The 21,246-nt window shown below is 40.3% G+C and carries 19 protein-coding genes; 2 read left to right on the plus strand and 17 right to left on the minus strand.

The window, feature by feature from the left end:
* Positions 1–383: 383 nt before the first annotated feature.
* The gene (locus C7B62_RS04895) at positions 384–656 is read left to right on the plus strand and encodes a hypothetical protein (protein ID WP_106233501.1); all 273 of its coding nucleotides are present in this window, start codon (positions 384–386) and stop codon (positions 654–656) included.
* An 8-nt stretch (positions 657–664) separates the two neighbouring features.
* On the opposite strand, the gene C7B62_RS04900 is transcribed toward C7B62_RS04895, so the two are convergent.
* From C7B62_RS04900 to C7B62_RS04975, 17 genes are all read right to left on the minus strand, one after another.
* Positions 665–3,010 carry an AAA family ATPase gene (locus C7B62_RS04900; RefSeq protein WP_106233502.1) on the minus strand — a complete coding sequence of 782 codons (2,346 nt, stop codon included), beginning with the start codon at positions 3,008–3,010 and terminating at the stop codon, positions 665–667.
* Between the two features lie 4 nt (positions 3,011–3,014).
* Positions 3,015–4,616 carry a hypothetical protein gene (locus tag C7B62_RS04905; protein ID WP_106233503.1) on the minus strand — a complete coding sequence of 534 codons (1,602 nt, stop codon included), beginning with the start codon at positions 4,614–4,616 and terminating at the stop codon, positions 3,015–3,017.
* 2 nt (positions 4,617–4,618) lie between these two features.
* Positions 4,619–4,915, minus strand: coding sequence for a hypothetical protein (locus C7B62_RS04910; protein WP_106233504.1), 297 nt, complete (start codon positions 4,913–4,915; stop codon positions 4,619–4,621).
* Between the two features lie 42 nt (positions 4,916–4,957).
* Positions 4,958–6,868: a type IV secretory system conjugative DNA transfer family protein gene (locus C7B62_RS04915; protein ID WP_106233505.1), complete on the minus strand. Its 1,911-nt coding sequence runs from the start codon at positions 6,866–6,868 to the stop codon at positions 4,958–4,960.
* Between the two features lie 11 nt (positions 6,869–6,879).
* On the minus strand, positions 6,880–8,610 hold the full coding sequence (locus C7B62_RS04920) for a hypothetical protein (RefSeq protein WP_106233506.1): 1,731 nt from the start codon (positions 8,608–8,610) through the stop codon (positions 6,880–6,882).
* Complete coding sequence (locus C7B62_RS26800; protein ID WP_255413987.1) at positions 8,600–8,722, minus strand: hypothetical protein; 123 nt, start codon at positions 8,720–8,722, stop codon at positions 8,600–8,602. The genes C7B62_RS04920 and C7B62_RS26800 overlap by 11 nt, the downstream gene beginning before the upstream one ends.
* Before the next feature lie 4 nt (positions 8,723–8,726).
* Positions 8,727–9,410: a hypothetical protein gene (locus tag C7B62_RS04925; RefSeq protein ID WP_106233507.1), complete on the minus strand. Its 684-nt coding sequence runs from the start codon at positions 9,408–9,410 to the stop codon at positions 8,727–8,729.
* 36 nt (positions 9,411–9,446) lie between these two features.
* On the minus strand, positions 9,447–10,907 hold the full coding sequence (locus C7B62_RS04930; protein ID WP_106233508.1) for a hypothetical protein: 1,461 nt from the start codon (positions 10,905–10,907) through the stop codon (positions 9,447–9,449).
* 33 nt (positions 10,908–10,940) lie between these two features.
* A complete protein-coding gene (locus tag C7B62_RS04935) occupies positions 10,941–11,702 on the minus strand; it encodes a hypothetical protein (protein WP_106233509.1) in 762 nt (253 codons plus the stop codon).
* 9 nt (positions 11,703–11,711) lie between these two features.
* The gene (locus C7B62_RS04940; protein WP_146132044.1) at positions 11,712–12,692 is read right to left on the minus strand and encodes a hypothetical protein; all 981 of its coding nucleotides are present in this window, start codon (positions 12,690–12,692) and stop codon (positions 11,712–11,714) included.
* Between the two features lie 116 nt (positions 12,693–12,808).
* Positions 12,809–13,588 carry a hypothetical protein gene (locus C7B62_RS04945; protein ID WP_158260626.1) on the minus strand — a complete coding sequence of 260 codons (780 nt, stop codon included), beginning with the start codon at positions 13,586–13,588 and terminating at the stop codon, positions 12,809–12,811.
* An 85-nt stretch (positions 13,589–13,673) separates the two neighbouring features.
* A complete protein-coding gene (locus C7B62_RS04950; RefSeq protein ID WP_106233512.1) occupies positions 13,674–16,151 on the minus strand; it encodes a hypothetical protein in 2,478 nt (825 codons plus the stop codon).
* Between the two features lie 234 nt (positions 16,152–16,385).
* Entirely contained in the window at positions 16,386–16,706 is a 321-nt protein-coding gene (locus tag C7B62_RS04955) for a hypothetical protein (protein ID WP_106233513.1), read from the minus strand.
* Positions 16,707–16,745: 39 nt separating this feature from the next.
* A complete protein-coding gene (locus tag C7B62_RS04960; RefSeq protein WP_106233514.1) occupies positions 16,746–17,327 on the minus strand; it encodes a hypothetical protein in 582 nt (193 codons plus the stop codon).
* 273 nt (positions 17,328–17,600) lie between these two features.
* Entirely contained in the window at positions 17,601–18,686 is a 1,086-nt protein-coding gene (locus tag C7B62_RS04965; protein ID WP_106233515.1) for a relaxase/mobilization nuclease domain-containing protein, read from the minus strand.
* A gap of 5 nt (positions 18,687–18,691) precedes the next feature.
* On the minus strand, positions 18,692–19,411 hold the full coding sequence (locus tag C7B62_RS04970; RefSeq protein ID WP_106233516.1) for a hypothetical protein: 720 nt from the start codon (positions 19,409–19,411) through the stop codon (positions 18,692–18,694).
* A gap of 124 nt (positions 19,412–19,535) precedes the next feature.
* Complete coding sequence (locus C7B62_RS04975) at positions 19,536–19,682, minus strand: hypothetical protein (RefSeq protein ID WP_158260627.1); 147 nt, start codon at positions 19,680–19,682, stop codon at positions 19,536–19,538.
* A gap of 735 nt (positions 19,683–20,417) precedes the next feature.
* Between C7B62_RS04975 and C7B62_RS04980 the strand changes: the two genes are divergently transcribed.
* On the plus strand, positions 20,418–21,230 hold the full coding sequence (locus C7B62_RS04980; RefSeq protein WP_106233518.1) for a hypothetical protein: 813 nt from the start codon (positions 20,418–20,420) through the stop codon (positions 21,228–21,230).
* The last annotated feature ends 16 nt before the right edge of the window (positions 21,231–21,246 follow it).

The raw sequence follows: 21,246 nt of genomic DNA on the forward strand, positions 1-21,246 counted from the left end.
AAATGTTAAGCTGTTTGTCGTGCTTGTTGCTATTATTTGTTGTTGTTCTCAAGAAAATTAGTGAAGGTCAGTTGTCATTGTAGTAAGGCCATCGCATTGCTCTGAGTAATCTGTCAACAATGGCAAATAATTTTTAGCGTTTGTTGAAAATAACATTAACCTCTGTCTTTTTGGTTGAAGCTTTTCTCAGCTGAAGAATGCTCAAAATCAACTTATAGCGATCGTCTGATTCATGTAAGAGATGCCATGAACTGAGTTTTCATTTACTTAATTGTCTATTTTCAAGATAGGTCTAAAATGACAACCATACCGCAACATTAGAAGATTATGGATTATCTCAGAATGATATGTATGATTTATCAACTCATCTAGAAGAGGATTAAATGACAAACATTTTAGAATATAAATTAACACCCAACTTCTTAGAGATTATCGCTAAAAGCAAAGGCAAAGCTAACTGGTATAGCTTAGAGCAAAGAATGGGAAAATTGAAAGGTTATGGTGAATATCCTGCTTTATATATGACTGGTGAGTTAATAAAGCTCGGTTATATTAATGAATTACCCACTCAAGAAGATAGTAGATATCCCACATTTGAAATTACTAAATCTGGTTTAGATTTTTTAGAAGAAAGTAAAATTAAAGAAATGAGCTAAAATCTTTGTCAAAATGCCCAGTAATTTTCTGCTTGATATTCATCTGATTGGGGATTAAAAACTTCCTCGATTTTTTCTTTGGGCTGATATTCAACTTCATCCTGTTGAGCTTCTTTGCCTCGGATGGAGTTGACAATTTGGAGAACTTCTTTTGGCTTCATTTCTGGCCAGAAGGTTGGTTCTTTCTCGATTAGGTTACTAGTATCCTTACTTGAAACAGGCTTGCAGAACTTTCTAGCTCGGTTTTCAATTGCCATGACCTTTTCGACATTTCTTTCAAATAAGGGGATTTCTTGGATTGTGAAATCTAATAAAGTTTCATAGTCAATCATTAATGGCTGTTTATCTAACTTCCTAATTGTCTCTTGAATTCTCGTTAGGCAGTAGTACATTTTATCAATTTTTTCGGCTTGTTCTGGGAGATCGACCATTGCTTGTGAGACTATAGCATCTAGGTTATCTAGATTAATTGTTCTTAGAGACTTTTCTTGGGCGATCGCTGAATATCCCTGGTTAATAATTTGGTTTAAATTTTTATTTAGTTGTGATATTTCTTGACTGTATAGATTATCAGTTTCTTTTGCTTCAAGCAATTGTCCATATAATTCATCTATTTGCTCGGCAAGTTGTGGTAGTTCTTGCATAATCTTGTTTATCTCGGCATCTAGATTGGAAAAGTTGATTTGATGTTTAACGAAGTCAGAGGAAGCTCCGTCGTTCCATATGCGGAGCGGTATCCTTGAGGACGGCGGAGTCTCTCTGATTTGTTTGCTGTATCCTGATTGAATAAATGGAATTAAGGCTTCTAAATATTTATATAGTTGGGCTTCAAGTTTCCGACGAGCCTTGATGCGTTCGATAAATTTAGTCTTATAGCTTTTCTCTACCACAGCAGCAATCTCTGAGCCAGTGTATTTGATACTTTCGTCAATTAATTCGCGCCACTGTATATTAGTGAGGATATTTTTTTCATAACGACTGTCATATTTTTTAAGATAGATTTGAAATATTTTTTGGCGCTCTATTGGTTGAGGAAAACCTACATAAAATATTTCGCTAAATCGACCACTACGAATCAACTCAGGTGGTAAAGTATCCAATCTATTGAGGGTAGCGAGGACAAAACATTGTGCTTGCTTTTCCTGAAGCCAGGTTAAAAAGACCCCAAGGGTTGTAGCTGATTTTCCTTCAAGATCTTTTCCTGGAAACACCTTATCAAGTTCATCGATATAAACTATGTTTGGCGCGTTTGCTTCGCATAATTCTAAGATTCGAGCTAAATAAGAAGCTCCAAGATCCTTAATTTTTTCTACTGGAATATGGATCATTGGCATGGCTAGTCTTTGTTGCAGTACTTTGGCAACTAAACTCTTACCGGCTCCTGGTACACCTACTAAGACATATCCCTGTGGTCTGGGGATATTGTATTTCTGCTGGTCGGCAGCGAACTCGATTTCAAGGTTATCAATGTACTGTTTTAGTATATCCATACCGCCAACTTCGTTTATTTCTGGGGGTGGCAAAAAGCTCAATCCTAAATCTTTAAGTTTTTTTTGTTTATATTCAAGTAGTCCATCAATATAGTTTTGAACTGAATTATTGTTTTTTAGGGAATTAGTGATATTTTCGATTCCCCAATTTAGTTCGGGGGCAGTCATTCCTGTTAGGATATGCTTTGCTTTGTCGGTTAGATGATTTTTGTCGCTATCTTTGAGCTTGAGTTTGGCAAATTTTTCTTTGAGTAAGTCGGCAACTTCATCGGCAGAGAGATAGGGAAGTCTGACTGTAGGGGCAATATCTTCAAACTGCCATTCGCTATTGGAACTACCCAAAATAATTAGGTAAAAATCTTTTTCCCGACGTGATTTTTGTGTCAATCTAATCATCCAGGTTTTGATCTGCTCAAATTGAAATACATCGAGGGTTTTAGAACTGATTAGCTGGTTGATATTTTCGATGATAAATATACCGCGATCACTTCTTTCGGAGACATTTGTTAAGGTAGTGATGATATCTTCAAAGCTTTGGGCGGTATATGTTTTTGTCGGAGAGCTTGTTAAAGTTTTCTGGTCTTGTAACCTCTTAGTGAGGCTTGAAATATTGCGGTTAGCTGTTGGGGAATGCTCTAAATCTTTATCTATATAGTCTCCTAAATATTTATGATTTGTTACAGTATTTTCGCGAAAGATTACCTTGCTTGCGGTGGATTTCGACAGATTCCAAAAGTTGATTGGCAAATCAAAAAAAGAGCTAAGGTCTTTGACGATATCGTCTAGTCCTATTGCTCTTTCTTTGAGGGACAGATTGAGGAATATTGTTCGGTTACTTAATAATTGTTCTTCAATCTTAGCCACGGTTTTATCTTTCCATATTGTTACTTTTAACCTTATTGTTCCCAGTTAATGCTGGTTCTTGTTCTTTTGTGGGTAAATATTGGCTGAATGTCGATCGTGGTTTTGCTGCGGCGGCTTCCTGTGCTGATTTGGCTGGAGTACTAGCAGCTATTTCATTTTTTCCTATAGCCTGGGGAATTTTTGGCATAAAACCGCCAGTGATTTCTTCATTTAGCCGTAAATCTTCTTTGAGATAGCCAAGGTCTTCTTTCTGGGCGGAATTTAAATTACTAGATTTTATTTTTGTGCCAAATCCCGTGTTAGTTGCCTGTAGCAGTAGATTACTAGATTTATCCTTGAGAAAATAATCATTTCCTCGTCGTGAGATCGAATAATCCTCGGTTTCTAAGGTTTGATTGCGTTTTTTAGGAGGAAGCTCGGAGTTAAATAGATTAATAATTGAGCTACCAGCCTCATTTAGCTTTATGGATTCTTGAACATTTGCTTTTGCGGGTATATTTACCTGGGCTTGAGTGAGATTATTTCCTAAAAATGCTGTCTGTTTTTGAATCTCAGAATTTCCAGGATTATTTCCTGCCAGACTGGTAAGAGTGTTGCTTACTACTGAGGTTCCGCTAACTTCAGCTTTTGACGAGCCTACACCTGCTGGATTAACTATTGATGTAGCTTGGTTTGGATAAAGATCTGCTTCATCTAAGAGCATGGATTTTTCGCCATTCTTTTCTTGGTAGAAGGCTAGTTTTTGTTCGGGAGCGAATTTATTGGTTAAAATTTTTCCTTGATCGTCAGCTTCTAATAGGGTGGTTTTATCCTTGTCATCTCCAGTCACCTTCATTCCCGCCAGTTCGGGAACAACTTCTCCTGGTTTACTATTTTTACCTTTAACCATGGCACCAATATCAGCAGTAGCGATTTTGGAGTGGTTTACTAGTTTTTTGCCACCATCATAGATTTTTTCTCGGTTTTTCCAGACTGCTTCAATGGCAATCGGGGCGATTACCGATCCAGCTAGAACAGCAATACCTACTGGTCCACCAGCTAGTGCTACGCCGCCTGTGGCTAAAATTCGTCCAGTATTAGCAAGCTTGGCAACTTTTACAGCTTTATAGGCAGTATTGGCGGTTTTTGCTCTTTTGGCAACGATTTCAGCATTTTTAGCCATTCCTAATGTTTTGGCAAAGCGACCGGCTCGTCCAACATTTTTGACTTTACTTAGGGTATTGCCAAGCTTGGCAGCCTTGCCGAGTGAGCGCGTTTTGCTGGCAGCTTTACTCAGTCCACGACTGGTTTTTCCCTTAAAGATCCGACTAATGCCTCTGGTTTTATTTCCCAGGCGTTGGGTAATTTTTTTGTCATTTGGCAGATAATCGCTTAATTGCTCCAATCGGGAATCTTTTTTTTGATTTTGACGACTCTTGTTTTGATCCAGAAGTCCTTTGACTCCTTCTAAGGCTGCTTTGGTCAACATTTGGAGCAGCATTGCTACAGTCGCAGCCATAGCAGCCTTTGACTTTATAGATTCTTGAATTGAATCACTGGTATATTTTTGCGCTGCTCTTTGAGCTTCGCTGCTTTCTTGTGGATTTACTTGTGGTGTTATACTCATGGCTATTCTCCTATTCCTAAAGTTTCGTTGAGGTCTGATAGAGCATGAAGCTGCCCGATTCGATTGATTAATACCATGTTTTCTGTGTGAGCGTAGGCGACGTGTTGACTGTCGTTTCCATCAAATAGCCACAGCAAAATATCTGGTTTAAATTTTTCTGGACGAGAATTATTGACCGTAATCTGAAAATTCTCGATTTTCACTAGTAGTCCGACATGATCGTGAATTTCCACGACGTTTGGCACGTAGTTTGCTGGAAAGTCGGGATAATCTATAGTTTGATAATTTATTTGTTCCATTGTTTTTAGTTTTTTTTAATAGTTTTTTAGGAGATAGAACGTTTAGGCCGCCTCGGCTGTTTGTAGAGGGAGAATTATTTTGGCAAGCTCGTCGCGATCGATAAGCATTTGGCGCATGACTTCATCAGCATCAGCATTGTTTAACTGCTGATTTTTGCGCTTGCTCATTACGCTTTTTACAACTGAATCCCAATTGGCTGTTGACCATACTTGATGGGCAATTTCTTCTTGGCGAATCTCCATTGTTTTGAGGATGGGCATGTAAGCTTCTTCTCCTCGTTCAAAATTGGGATTGAGAATAATGCAGCGTCCAGTTTTCATTCTCATAATTTGAGCTGGTTCAAATAGGTGTTTTTTCTGCTGTTGAGTATTGCTGCCGCTGGTGCTGCTGCCGCCACTTTTAGCTCTAGATCTGCTTATAGATGACGATTTAGTGGTAATTTCAGTTTCTCCTAGCATTTCGCTAAATGTTTTGGCGCTTTCGAGTTCTTGGGGGTTGAAGATTATTTTGGTGGCGCAGTTACCAAAGATGGTTCTAGCCACCTCTTTGCCGTAAGTTTTTTCTAGCTGTGGCAGATGTTGGACTCCTAAGATGCCGCAAAAGCCCATTTCACGACCTTCTGCTAGTAAGTTAACCAAAGACGGCAACCGTATGGTGGCAACTTCATCAAGTAGGGTAATTAGGGGATCTTTGCGCTTAACTTTGCCGTAGATATTGTTCCGAAGGAACATGTGCATTGTTGAGGCAAGGACTGGGGATACTACTTCTCGATTGATATTATCTAGTCCAAAGATAATTAGTCTTTTACCTTCAATACGTTCAGGGAGATCGGATTTGCCGATCAAGGCAGCAACAAAGTCTTTTTTTATAAAGTTTCTAAATACTGCTGAGGCGGTTGAGACGATACCAGCAATGGTTTTCTCGGCATCTTTGACAGATATTGCCTGATTAAACGGTATTCCCGTCCAGGCTGAAATTATCCCGGCTTCTTTAGCTTGGGCTAGTCTTTTAGCGACATCGGGCAAGGCGATGATTGCTTGGGTAGTCATTAGATCGTCAAAGCTTTTAGCTAGTTCATTGGGCTTACCTGATTCGTCGCCAAAACGTTGGGCATCTAGTTTTACTAATAATTTTGGGACTGCTTTAGTTAGTAGCAGCGCTCCTTCAATGAAGGCATTTCCTGCACTTTCAAAAAACTCATCTTTTTTACTATCGCCAATATTTGTGTTGGCATTGATTGTTTTGCCTAATTGCCCAGCGGCGATCGAGTCCTCTTCATCGCGAATAAATTCGGTGGGGTTACAGGTACAAGATTCAGGGTATCCAGGAGCTAATATGTCTACCTGATAGCCTCTGGCAACTGCATAGGCAGCAAGGCGAGATGATTGTTCTGGGTATTTGAAATCATAAAGAGCAATGGGAAAGCCTTGATCTACTGCCGAACGAGCTAGAGGATCTGCTGCTGAGAAAGTTTTTCCCGAACCAGCCGAACCGCCAATAAATACCCCTCTTTGGGCATCAGGAATATAAAACGTCGCCATATCTCGATCGCTCTTGGGTTTGGGTTCACCTTTTTCTTGTTTTGCTGGAGTAACCTTGACGGGGTTTTTCCAGCCCATTTTTTCCCAGTTAGCGTCACGTTTTTTTCTAACGTCAGGGTCGAGATTTATATAAAGAGAGACGCTATTGCGAGTAGGATTGGCGATTTGCTTCTTGGCTTTTTTCCTCGCCATGGCAATTTCAGCCGATCCTCCCCACTCAGAATTAGCCAGCTTATTTGCTTTTCGATCGGGAGCTAAGTTTAACAGAACGATACCAAATATCCCCAAAGCAATGAGAATATTTGTGCCATTTGCCCAGGTAAGTAAATTCTCCTTCTTGGGAATACTTATTGATGGTAACTGAGCGATTATCGCCTGATGGATCAATCCTTCTTTGACTAAATAGTTCATGGCTTGTTCACCTATAAACTGATTCCTAAATAGATCCAGTCGCCAACTCTGTAGTCCATCAGGGGAATCTCTACGACGTTGTGTGGGGTGCAGGCTTTGCCGCCAAAGGGAACGGTGACGCAGAACTGCATTGCTAAATATAGCTGGGTAGTATCGGTTAGTTCGTTGTTGTTGCGTAGCACCATCTTGAACGGGCTTTCAATAAATGGAAGTCTTCCAGTTGGTTCTTTGCCGCCTTTATATCCTGCCAAAAAGCCTTTACCACCTCTAACTTTTTGACTATCTCCCGACACCCATTGGAGTCCAGAGTTTATACTGCCAGTGAGTTCGATATGGGCGCAACCGCCATTTTCGCTGCTGCTGGCATAGCAGTAGGTATTAATAAATCCTTCTTTGGCGCTGCCTGAAATTGCGCGCTCGGCAAACTGTTCTGCTTGGGAGAACACCAAATCTATTCGTCCCAATCCTCCACCAAAGGTCGGCATTTGAGGATATCTCCCTGCTGGTAGTTCGGCAATTCCAGGAACACTGCTGATTGCTTTATTTTGATAGTTTTTAAATTTATTAATTGGAGTTTTTTCGATTCCTGGAATATCGTTTATGGTATAGCTACTAAGATTGAGTCGATCTAGGGTCAAATCTCCCAATTCATCAGGGATTTTTTTGGCTAGTTCTTCTGTTTTGGCAAATTCAATTTCTACTGTTTTGCTGAGTTCTTGGGTAATATTTGTGGTTGTATCGGTGACAAAACCAGTGACAGCTTCCTTATAGCTTGCTAGCTTTTGATCGATGATGTCTAGCTGGGTTAAATTTAATTCCTCAGCTATTTGGCTTTTGATGCTTTGGGTAATTTGAGCTTTTGAGCTTTCAACTATTTGTTCAATTTGCTGTTGATGTTTGGCTATGGTTTGTTGGATATAAGTATTAACTTCCTCTTGAGGTTGCTTATAGAAATTTTTAATTTGCTCGTCGATTTCGGTTCTTAATTGGGCTTCGGCTTGGGTTAGCTGCTGGTCTATTTGAGCTTTTGCTCGATCGGCGATGGCGGTTGGATTGATTGTTAGTAATGGATTTTCTAGCTTTAGATCGTTGATAATACCTTCGGTGGTTATGTCTATTCCTTCGGATATCCCAATGACTGTAAGCTGTTGATTATCTAGTAGCTGCTCTTTAAGTAGTTCTTTTAGCTGGTCGATGTTATTGCGTCTTAATTCTTTAGCCAGACCAGATATATCATCATCAAGTACTCTGGCAATATCGATATTTTGTAGTTCTCTTGGCAGGATATCGGCAATGGGTTTAACTTCTTTGACAGACCTGGTTTTTAGCCTGGGAACAACTTTCACTAGATCGTTTAGGGACATTTTCTCTAGGAGTTTTAATTCACTCAGAGGAATTTCCTGGTTAAGTGACCCATTGATTTGTTCTAGGGTCATACCGCTAAGTCCATAGGCTGTAAGATCGCCATACAGCATGACATCTACTGGGCGATCGCCAGCACTCCAGGTACGACTCGGATCGTAGCCCAATAAATTGATGGTGGTTTGGTCTGCCTGGAAGCTTCCGCTAGTGTTGAATCTGGGTAAATTACTTAGGCTAAAGTCGGGGTTAACGATTAGATTTCCCGCAGCATCTGTTGTATATTGTCCATTTTCATCTGGCAAAGGAATAAGTGCCTGGGCAGGACTTGCCCAGATAGATAACAATATCGCCAGCGATAGACAAGTAAGTTTAGACAGCATGACTTAACCATCCTGATGCTGCAATTGTTAACATGAAGCCAGTCCAAAATAGGTAAAATTTTTGAGCGATCGGTAAATATTTGGTTATCCACAGGCGGTAGAAGTTTTCCATTGTTTTATTGGTTTAAGATGATTTGTTTTACTAATGCTTCAGATACTCCACTCATGGCTAAAGCCTGGGGTTCAGCCATCCCAAGCTTTAGTAAGCTGCTCAAGCGAACCAGACTAGACTTAGTATTGCGCTCTAATATTTGTTCTTCTTGGGCTTGGGCTACTGCTGCATCAATTTTTTGAGCCAATTCATCAGGAGCCAAACCAAATTTTTGTTCGGGGATTACTTGGGCGATCGCGACAGTAGGTTCTGGGGTCGTCTTGGCGGCTACTATTAAAGTATTGGCTGTACGACTATATTTCTTGATATTGTAAAAATGTAGGCTGGTTTTACCTGTTTCCATATCTTTGGTTATGACCGTGAGCAAAGTCTCATTGGCATAGGGAATTTTTTCTAGCTTGAGATCTTCGTTGCGTTTGAGATGGATGATCTGAGCATCTGAAGTAGTACAGCTATTCCAGCCAGTAACGCAGCCATAGACATCGATAGTGGCAAAGGTGGGATTATCAAGCCACATTTGCTGAATCACTTCATTACTATCGCTCCAGGTGATTGTGGTACCAGCATCAAATCCTAGCCCAACTACTTTAGGAGTGGAACTGGTTTGAGCATTTGCCATTTGGGGTGCTATGGTTGCCAGAATAATGCTGGCGGTTAGCCTCAGAAAGATTAATAGATTTTTATTCATGACTTTACTCGGTAATAAATTAATAGATTTAATAAATTAAATTGCAAATGGATAATTGACTTGAATCATCACCTTGGAATCTTGCTTTAGCTGCCAAAAGTTAGAGATTGGTGCAACACCTCGTCTACGGTTCAACTCACTCGCTTTGCCTTCTAGTAGCTGTTCTAAACCGCCAGACACGATAGCACCTGGATAGTTTTTGTTGTCATAGTTGCTGCTTTGAGTTTGACCGTAACCTGATATCTGTGAAAAAGATGAGTCGGGCGCTGTAATTAGGTCGGCTGTTTGTTTTGCTGCTCCATAAGCAAAATCGAGTAGGTTGGAATTTCCCGAACCATTTTTTACTTCTTTATAGTTGGCAGTTAAAAGATCTCCTTTATGATTGAGGATGCTCAAAGCATTTGGTGGTAGTTTAATTTCTTGTTCATCTTGGATAATTGCTACAGCATCTCCTAAAATAATCCCGCCATCTACTCCACTAATTTCATAAACCAGCACCGTACCTTCGGGGACTTGGATTTCTCCAGCATTATTAAGTAACGGTTCGCTTAATTTGATAAAGCTTCTTTGTTTGCGGTCTTGTTCGTTGCCAATCCAGTTAATTGCTGTAATTAGTCGAGCTTCAATTTGTTGAGCCATGGCAATTTTGCTACCAGAGTTTTGAGGGGTAACTTTTGTCGCTGGGGCTTTTGAGTTTTGTAAAGCTTCTAGAAACTTTGCTTCATTCGTAGTTAATTCTGCTTGGGTTGAATTAGCAGAAGCTACGATTGGCGGTAGTTTTTGGCTGGGATTAGTCAGACGATCTTTGATGGAAACCACTGGCTTGGTGGCTAAATTACTCTTGTTAATAGCACCATTGCCATAACTACCTGCTTGGGATAGCTGTGTCCAAATTGCCATGGTGTCATATTTGATTTCAGACTTGGCTGCTTTTGACACTGTTGGCGCAGTGAATCTGGTTGAGGAGATCGATCTAGTTGGCGGGTCGTAACTTCTTTTGATAGTGGGTGGGGCTGGTTGGAAAATTGGCTGTGGGGCTGGTGTATCAGTCACTACAGGTAGTTCTAGACTTTCTGTGGCTTCTAACTTGATTTCAGTATCTGCCTGACGCCGATCGATGCTTTCTAAAGCCTGTCTTTGCTCTCCTATAGCGATTGTTCCTTTAAGATTTTCGTTTTCAGCCAGGAGCGGATCTTCTGTTTCAAGTTTTTCTACAGATATAGCTTCAGGTTCTTGAGATTTTTTGCTAAATGCTTGTTTGAGATCTAGTGCTGTACCATAGAAGACCATAAATACAGTTACGGGAACGGCACATATTATTGCAGCAAATATCAAGCGCTTTTTAACATCATCAGCCCAACCTTTTTCTGCTGTATCCTCTGATGCTGAGGCTGTGTTTTCGATTAGATCTAGATCGTTTTCTGAGCTATTTGTTTCTGACTGTTGATTATTAAGTCCGAGGAGTTCATCTATGTTGGAAGTAAATTGACTATTCATAGTTGGTAAAAATAAAAATAAATTGTTGATAAATTATTTAATTGCGGATTTTTCTAGTTCTTCGCGAGATAGATCGCCTATATGATAAATTTCTAAGCCTGACTGTCTTACATCGGCTACGATCTGAGCCACGGGGTTAGAAAATTCTTCATATTTTGGTGCTTTGACGGCTCGAATATAAAGCTTTTTGTTGTTGGGAATTACATCTCCTAGCCGATCTTTGCCTTCAAAAGCAATCAGGGTGGAAACTAAATTGACAGTCCAGTAGCCTGGTTTATCGGGGTCTGCAATGGGTTCGCCAATGTAATTAGGAACAAATACTAGAGATCTTTCTTGCTTAAAGGTAGATTGAGGCGTAGCTTTGGCTAGTTCTTGGAGAACTTCTTTTCTTAGCTGTGGTTCTAAGCCCATGCTCATGTACCAGGCTCCTGTAGGAACTTTCTTATTAGTTCCTTCAATATCAATTCCTTCGTCTTTTTGGGGATTGTTTGCTTCTTCAATACTGGTACGGGGAAGATAACCGTCATTGGTATAAATTCCCGTCAGAATTTTTTCGCTAAAGTTCTTGATTACTTCTGGAGTACGTTTGCTATTGCTGACTTTTTTGGCAGTAACTGTTTCTCCATTAGCTAGCTGGATCATTGTTTGCGAACTGCCGCTTGATTTAGCCATGCCAAAGGTAAAGGTAGTGGCGAGGTTTAATAAAGAAATTAAGCCAACTCCTAATACGAGCAGTCCTAATTTTCCTTTTCCAGTTGTTTTGGTATCGAGTTTAGTGGTAGTTGTAGTAGCCATTGGTTTTATTTATTTTCCGAATGAAGGTTTGATTGCGCTAATCATTTTGCTGGTCGAGAATCCGCCACTTGCTCCTACGCCTATGGCAATAAAGCTTGAGTAGAGGGTGAAGCCTCCTCCTGCGCCAAAGGCTATGGCTAAAGTAGGCAGTCCCCAGCCTATTAATTGAGCAAAGATATAGGATTCGATGCCCCTGCCACTGTCAATCACGGATACCAATAGGCTGACCATGATGGTGTAGGCAATGGTAGTAATATTGATTGTCCAGAAAGCACTAACCCAAGCTATAAAAGATTTTGACCCGGCTGGTAACAGTGATGTTGCCACCGCCATTGGGCCATATAGAGCTGTGATAAACAGAGCCATATCAGCGCCCATTACAAAAGAAACTGCTGCTGCAAATAGCTTTATTCGATCGTCGGCGAGTATGACGCTAGAAGCGGTATAGGTAGCCAGATCGTAGGTTTTGTTAACAGCACTTTTTATTACATTGCCGATTAATGTTCCCAGTCCAGTTTGTCCAGCAGCTTCGGCGGCGGCCTTATTTTTTTCCAACTCTGAAATCATGCATTCTTCATACTGTGGATTTTGACCGTAGATATCCTTACAGGCTTCGGCGGCTTTATCCATTTCCTTGCGGACTTCATCATTGGTAAGATTGCTATTGTCAGCGTTATAGTCTTTAGCCACCTTTACGTATGCGCCGAAATCTTGAGTTAGCTGATAGTTAATGTTTTTGCCGATTCCTCGCATGCCAATTGCTAGCTGTCCTGTTAATGCCGCATTCTTGCTTAAAAACATGACAACTATAAATGGGATAATTAGCTCTTTTAGATCGCTTGGGTGAAAGCTATTTTTGTCGTATTTTTGAAATAACTCGTAGATAAAATAGAACAAAGCGAGTAAGGCTATTGCCATTCCCGCACGGGCCATGATTAGCCAGATTGGGTGAGCGCCAGAGCCAATATACTGCTGCCACTGAAAGTCCATGCTGTCGCCAAAGAGCTTTTGCGCGCCGCGAGTATCGTTAAGAAAATCCTGTCCTGAGTCGCCGCTCCAAAAAAATGCTGGAATATATAGCCAAGTATAGATATTCATTTATTTCCTTAAATACATTTTTTAATTGCATCTTTAGCCACCGTTGCTGGGTTGCCGTTTTTATCGACAAACACAGTTTTTTGACCGTTAGTGCAGTGAGTTTTGGCAAATAGATTACTTTTGAGAACGCTAATAGCACCAAGTTCTGTGTTGTTAATCTCTTGTCTTTCCTGAGTTTTTTGTGCTTCAACTTTTTGCTGCTGCTGAATCTGTTTGGCTATGGCTCGGTTATTGTAGGCAGTGGTTTGCTTGAGTCCTAAAAGAGATTCATTTAAAGCTGAATTTTGGGCAGCAAGCTGAGTTTGCTGGGCAGCAATATCCTTCATTACTTCTTGAGTAATGCCTCGTTTGCTAGCTTGAACTTCAAGTGCAGCGACGGCTTGGGCTGCATCGTTTACTGCAACCTGCACATTTTTGGCGTTTTCCTGCCCCTCTGCACCCAGGATAGAATCAGCGTGGGTTTTAATGGTTTCAGCTTCAATATATGTTTGTGTGGCATCTAATTGAGCAAGCTCACCTGTTTTGGTTAGCTCTGCTTCAACTGATGTTTCAACCTCTTTTAAATCTGGCAGTCCTAGCTGTCCTTTAGCCTTTGAGATAATGGTGCCAACTCCATTTTTTAGTCCTTCTACTTCTTTAACTAAGCCATCAAAAAACTGATTTACTTTATTGATTTCTTTATTAATTGAGTTAAAGATATCGCCGACTGAACCAGCTTTTGCTGGCGCTTTTGCTGTGGCTAACAACAACAATGCGATCGCTAATTTATGTGATAAATGTTTTAACATATTGATGAAAGGATTTTTCATCAATCTATTTGCTATCAAATGCGATCGCTGTGATTTGAAATCGTCTTCATCGAAGCTTGATTATTTAATTGCCCGATAGTTTTTTTCTTATTTCTTCGCCATATTCATAGATGCCGCGAATTTTTCCCTCTTTGGCATATTGGGCTATGATTTCATGGCGACGATTTACCTCTTTGGGATTATTTACGGCTGCGGCAAGAGTAATGGGATTGGCAAAAAATCTTACCTGATTGATTGTGCCTGCTTGGTCTAATAGCCAGTTGGTAGCTAATTGACTTTTGATTGGGGCAAATTTTTTAGAAGCGTTAGCTTCGATTAGTTCGGGGTCGTATTTTAATGTCTGGACAATGGCATCAATGGCTGGTTTGGCAATTACACCAATCATTTTGTGCTTGACGTTAGTAAGAATATCGGCTTTGTATTTGCTCTGATTAAGACTATCGAGGTTTTGTCCTGCCATGATAATTTGGATTCCCGATTTTAGACCAGAGGCACATTTGCGCGATACCATTTTGGCAACTGCTTCTAGCTTGATTTGAATTGAGACTTCATCAATGGCAATCACCGATATTTCGTGAGACATTGATTTGCGCTCGGCTTCTTGATTGATTGCTAAAGTTAAGACTGAAGCATCGTCCTCGTCATTGAGTTTAGTTAAGGCATATACATTTACTAGAGTATTGGTTTGAATCGTGCTGGGTGCTGATATAGCCTTGCCGATTTTGCTACTGAGCCAATAGTCTAGGCGTAGCTTAATAAATTTCATGGTGCTGATTTGCTCTGGTGAAGGGTCGGTAAGACCTAGCATTTCAAAGCCCAAACTAGCGCGAAAATCATGAAGAGTTGGGGTACGTTCCCAAGCGGCACTGCCAAATCCTTCTTTATAGGCAGCTTGAAAGCGATTATAGATTTTCTGATTATTTGGTGAATAAAATTGCTTAACTGCCATTAAGATTAGAGACTTTACGGTACTGACATCAACATCAGGTCGTGGGTTGCATCCTGCTACCATTACTTCTAAGATTTCGATTAATCCTTCCAAAAAGGCGTTAAAGCGAGTTTCTCGCAAGTCTGGTCGGCTATTAAAGCGGCTGAGATCTGGAATTTCAAAGATATTAATCTTCTCTTTTTCTGGACTAAAGTAGCTGGCTAGTTTGGGACCGAGAAAATCTACATAGTCGCTATAGGTTCCGCTACCGTCTTCTTTGGGATAATCAATGATGGAGAGGGGAACGTTTCGGGCTATGTGATGATTGAATACGTATGTAAGTAGAATTCCTTTTCCCGCTCTGCTCGTGGCGATCATCAGCAAGTGCTGTAAATCATCCCAAAGATCGAAATTAATCGGTATGCCACCATCCATTGTTAAAAATTCTAGTCCTTGGCGATCGGGAGAAAAAGGCTGAACTAGGGGTAATATTGCTGGTAGTTCGTAGTTATTGTATTTATTGGGGCGATTATATTCTCCCAGTAATGGTTTCCAGCTAATTGGCAGGGTATCGATCCAATGGTCGTAGGGATAGACATTTTCATTCGTTAGCTCTAATGGTGAGCGAAACTGCTGATACAAGAATTTGTAGGCACGACTTAGCTCTAGAGGACTATCACGATGATAAAGAAATACAACTGCCGTTTTAAAGGGAACCTTGTCATCGTATAGACTTTCTCCTGCTTCCATGGCTTTTTTAACCTTGCTAGCTGAGGCAAAATCAACTTTTCCTCTTTCTGCTGATTCTTCAGCTTCAGCTATTCCCTGTTGGGCTACTCGCCTCATATTTTCTCTTACTTCGGCAATATCTCCTTTGGTAATCTGCACAAATACTTCAGTATCAAAAACTTCAGCTTTAGACAATACTTTCCAGATGGTCTGCATTTGATCTCTGCCGTTGTCCCATCCGTCAGCTTTTTCTTCTAGACTAGATACGCCGATATACTTTCCTTGGCTTTGGATATATTTATCGCTGCTGATGGGTACAGGGGAATTGAGAAAGATGCGCGAGATTGGGTTAAGCTCGGAGTTTCTGGTTAATTCTAAGCCATCAGACGTAACGTGAATTACTTGAGGAATAGCAATTTTTTGTTCGGTCAAGCGATTGGTTAATTTTTCCCAGATTGTTTCGCTATTGTGGGGAACTACATCTAGTCCTAGTTTTTGGGTGAGAAAGTTATACCAGGTTTCATATCCTTGGTAAAAGGCATCGGTAAGGATACGTTGTAAATTGGCGTTGTCGTGCTGTTCTTTTTCGCCGACAAAGCCTAGCCAGGATTTTTCTAGCTTTTGCAGTATCTTTTCCATCCCGTCATTTCGCTTTGCACCTTCACTAGATATGCTGTAGGTCACATAAATATCGAGGTCAATTTCCTTTCTGAGATTTTTTCGGCTTAGTTCTTGATGGGATTTAATCTCAGATTTGATCAAGCATTCGATTTCTTGACTGGGAGCTTTTGCTGCTAGTTCAAATAGTTCTGCTTCTCTTTTTTCTCCTTTAACGAACACCTGTTGGTGGAGGGTCATTCTCTCTCCTGCTGGAAAATCAACCATTCCTAACACCAAAGGATTATAGTTTTTTGCGAGTTCGTTTAGAGGTATGATGTTGCTCAATCCATTGCAGCGTAGACCGAAGACTATTTTAAAGTCCGCATCTCCTTTGCGTAGTAAAAAGCCGCCAACGGGGTTACTTTCTAATTCAAAGCTGATCGCTTCAGTGAAGTGTTTTAAAGTATGTTCTATATGCTCAAAAGCAACAACTCTATTCTTCTCGATCTTAGTTTTTTTTTAGTAGTGGTCATTTTTCTTTAAAGGTATATTTTCACGGGGTTCGTATTTAATTCTGGCGGTCGTCCACTTTGGTGGTTTCTTAGTTAGTTTTGCTATTTGGATGTAGGGTTTTCTTCCAGCAAATAAAAGCCAGCCAAAACCACTCCATAAAACAAAGCCAACACACCAACTTATAGGTGCGCCAAATAAACCTGCCAAGAATGCGATCGCGATAATGGCGATCAAAGGTCCTGCTAGTTCTTCGCTAACAAGGTTGCCCTTTTTGGGAGTTTTATTGAGGGACTGGTTGGATTTGATTGGTTCGAGTGGGTTGAGCATTGACTGGTTTTTTTTCTATTAGCTTTAAATTGATGAGTTTTAAGGTCCAGCAGCACCAACGGTTAAAAATGTGGCAATCTGGTTGATCACTCCGATAGAAATTATAAATATGACTGGATCTTGTAGTAGTTCTTTCCAAGATTTATCTTGTCCACGTCCTTCGTTAATTTTCATACCCATGTTTATTAAGATCCCAAGTAGAACGACTCTTCCAACCCATAAAAGACTTACTATTACCTTGTTCAAAGTACCTGCGACTTCTGGATCTACGTTTGTTGTGATAGCAGTAGTAATTGCTTTTTCAGCTTTAAACAGAACTGCATGCGCTGGGTCGGGACTGATAATGGAAGAAGCAATTAGCGTTAAAAATAGACCAACGCCTAAAATCTTTAATGCTCCTTCTTTTTGTAGAAAACGAGTATACTCTTGTAGTTTAAATAGTTTATTACTAGTAGCACCTACAGCAACAATAGCGATTAGAAGTATTCCCGCACTGATTATATTTTGAGTCAGGACACCTTCGATTCTTAAGGAAATTACTACTGCACCAACTGCAATGACAATCATCTCTAGGGTATTTAATTTGGCAAATATTTTTTGTTTAAAACTTTTACTTTTCATTAGAGCTAATTTTAGATAAGTTAAAATAATTTCTTTCCAAATTAGCTTTTTACTATTGCTTAAACCTGGATCTAAGTTTTATAGAAGTATTGATCTTAATCAACATGTAAATACTTTTTTCGTGATAAGTCTAGGCACATTCTAGGTTTTGCTCTTATGAGTCAAGCAGCTTCTTTTTGGCGAACGAAGCTTTCAGCTTAATCCCTCGGCTAAAAGCTCGATTATTGCTCTATTGCAAAGTTTCGGCTACAACAGTCCTTCTGGCATTAATAACTAGAGTTCTAATCCCTTATTCTTATTGACTTTTTGCTCTTTTACCGATGGCGGTTTAGGTGTTGCTTCTACCGCTAAATTTTCTTGAACTTGCTTTAACTTCTCCTGTTTGGCTTTAGTTAACCAGCCATAGCGATACTTTGCCATTTGTGCTTCTGTAACTGGTTTAAATCCAGGCACGATTATTGGTACTTCATGGGTAGCTTTAATGATATTAAGATCGTCTCTTGCTGGGTCATAGTCTATTCGTTTTAATAGCTGCGCTCTTGAGCCACCATTAATCTTGTAGATAGGCTTATTGGTACTTTTAAGGTGATATTTAAATCTTTTGCGTGGTTTACCCGTACGTTTGCTGATTTTACCCTGATATTCTTCGACTCGATAACCTTCACGCTGCATTCGAGCTAGAAATTCACTCATGGTTGGCCGATCGTCACTGGCAGCAAGAATTAGGGTTTCTAGCCTTTGGATTTCTGGCTCCCCAGGAGGTGTAGGTAAAAGATTGGCAACGGGATTGATGACAAACTGTTTTACCTTGTCGAGATATTTGTAATAGACTGCTTCAAACTCTCGGTATCTTCCCTGTTTGGGACGACGACGCACTCGCTCATAGCTGCTTTTCACTTCAGTTAAGTTATGGTCTACTTCCAACTCTCGCAGCACCTTCATCATGCGTCGCTTGTCAAAGCTATCGGCGACGCGCTGACCAGTATAGGTAATCATGTTTATGGCAATATGTAGATGGTCGTGGTTGTGAGCTTCGTAGTGGTCAGGGTCATCGCGCTCGTGAGATACCGCTACCCATTGATTCATTTTGTAACCCATCTGGGCAACGGTTTTAGCTGCAATGATATATTTGGTTTTTAGATCTAGTTTTCCATCTTGAGGGGCAAAGGAAATGACGAAGTGCTTAACGGGCTTTTGAGTAGAAGGACGCTGGCTGGCTACTCGTTCAAAGCCATTGATTATCTGTTCGGTAGACTCACCATAGTAGTTACCGCCAATAATTTTTGGCTGTTTGTCTTCTTTGAATAGATAATTAAATAGCTTTCTAAAGCTAGTTCCCGTTGTAATTGCGCCAATCATAGTTTCTATGCAGGTCGTAGCTGCTCTTGAATTTGATTGATGGTATCCCGTAGATGAGCCATAGCAAATTTTGTCTGTGGCTCAATTATTATCAGACGATGAGAACGCTCCTCAGTGACAATGGCGCTATATAGCTGGTTGATATTGTTATCCAAGCGCGATAGCTGTCGGCTCATTTCTATCGCTTTTGATTTATGTTTTTCTTCCCTATAGCCAGTAATCTGCTGACGCATATATTTACTGAGCTTGAGTTTTTTTTGCTTGAGCTTGGCTTCAATTTCTTCGAGTTCTGTGGGGGTTACTAAAAACTTTACCTGAATGTTTCTAAAGTCATGCATTTGTACTGCAATTTGGTTGGCTCTAGCCGCTACAAATTCCAGACATTGATTGATGTCGATGAGGATTTGCTGCTGACTGGTATCTATTACTATGGTTTCATTTCTCAGACAGCTTTCATGAATTGTCTTGGTCAGAATATTGAGTCTGCGCCCTAATGTAACTACAGTTTCCATTAGGCTGTAGCCAGAAGTGTTTTGAGCCTTGGCTGTTCTATGGGGTGCCTCTAGGATTAGATCCCGCAGATATTCGCTTTGGATTGTATCTCTATTAGCACTCTCGGCTTCGATCAGCGATTTTTCATGCTGGTTAACAAGGAACTTGCACTGAATATTGCGTAATTGGGCTTTATAAATTCCCTTACTGTTTTTGGCTTGACGATGGGCCATCGATCTAATAGATGCGAATATTTCCTCTATCTATAATTCCTTTTGCTGTTTGTTTGCTGTGATTTGAATCTGGATCTGGATTTATTTTACAAGCTTGGTTTCTTTAAGAAAGTAATTAATTAAATTATCTGGCTGCATCTTTGATTTTTTGTTCAACATGACTTGATTTTGAGTGGGAGTCAAGAGGGGCGCGATCGCCCCTTTGCCAGTCGGTGCTGTATAAAACGTTCTGTTTTGAGCGATAGCGAAAAATAGGTACATTTTTTAGCACTGCTGGCTATTCCTAAATCCCCCGCCAAAACTCCGTAGTTAACTCGTTAATTAGCTATTTAGGACGAGAAAAGGGTCAAAAAAACTGCCGGGGTAAACTCGGCGATCGAGCCAGGATTGTTCCTGAATAATTAAGGATAGTTCGGGGTCAATTTGGGAATCTTACCCATTTTGAGTTAATCGCCGAAATTAGTATCTGACGTTTTAATTTTAAAATTTAACTTGATTAATTATTCAAGATATTGAATTTAGATGATTTTATTTGGTAGAGATAGCGATCGCCTGACTATTGGTTCAATTGATGAGAACTTCTTCTGCTCGTCAATAGAAGTTATCTAGTATTGGAAATCAGCTTTGTTATGAGCGATTACGCTCCGCGTAGCCAAAGCGATCACGTAAATTCTGGGAAATACATAAGATCAAATCGAGTGATGTCCTGGTAAATACTGGTTACATTGTCAAATTAGTTGCTTATTTTAAGCTTGAGGAAAAAGTTTTCCTTACTGCTCCGATTTTATAGTGAATTTTTATTTGATAAAAATAATGCGTCTTTTAATGAGACGCATTTGTGTTCGCTGATTTTTTTGATAATTTTTAGCCAATACCCTGCGGGTATCTTGAGGAATTGAACTTCTACTGTCGAGCGTAAGAAGTTTACCAAAGTAGATCTAAATCACAGCTTCACCGCATATAACCCAGACATAGTTAGAAAAATATTTTATATCTAACTATAATCATGTCTACTAACACTGCCGACGATATCAGAATCAAGTTAAAAAAAGCCATCAAAGATGGTAAAACCGACTTAGGCGCGATCGCATCCAACTTGGGAAAATTCATGGACGAAGCTCTATGGGAGTATCTAGATTTGCCGGGAGAAAGTCCTGCTGATAAGCTTCATAGCTTTGTTACTTTATCTTTTGATCGGGGGGGTTTGAACTGCAAGATCGATGAGATGGACGTGCTGTTGGGTTTAAATGCTCAAGTTCAGCGTCAGTTCCGTGGTTTGGTCTTTGCCGCCAAACAGGGAGAGCGCAACGACCTCAAAGAACAACCAAAAGTTGATGCCAAGCTTTCACCCAAGAAACCGAAGGGGTTGAGCGATTCTAATAAAGCCAGCGAACGGGCTGCTAATCGGGCTGCCAAAGCAGTTCCTGCCCTTGATAAACTTTTGAATAATCAGTTGGTATCTAAACGCAATGCGGCTAAGGTGGGACAGACGATTAAAGATCCTGAAAATCCCACGGAAAAAGAATTAGAAATCATGGCTCAACGGGAACAGCTTGAGCAGGAATTAGCCAGAATCGTTTTCGAACCTTTACCTGAAGAACCCCAAGAAAGAAAGAAGCTACAGAAACAAGTACAGCAGGCAATCGAGCAGACAACAGGTAAGGTATCCGCACCAAAGGTATCTTTAGGTGAAGATCCGCAAAAGACTGCTGAGGCGATCGTCAAAGCTAAATCTGATATCGATTATCTCCAACAGCTAGTAGTAGCTATTGAGCTTGAAATTGAGACATTGCAACCATCCTTAGTTCGGGCTGCCTAGTAGAAAAAAAAGAATG

The organism is Pleurocapsa sp. CCALA 161 (assembly GCF_003003995.1).
Lineage (GTDB): Bacteria > Cyanobacteriota > Cyanobacteriia > Cyanobacteriales > Xenococcaceae > Waterburya.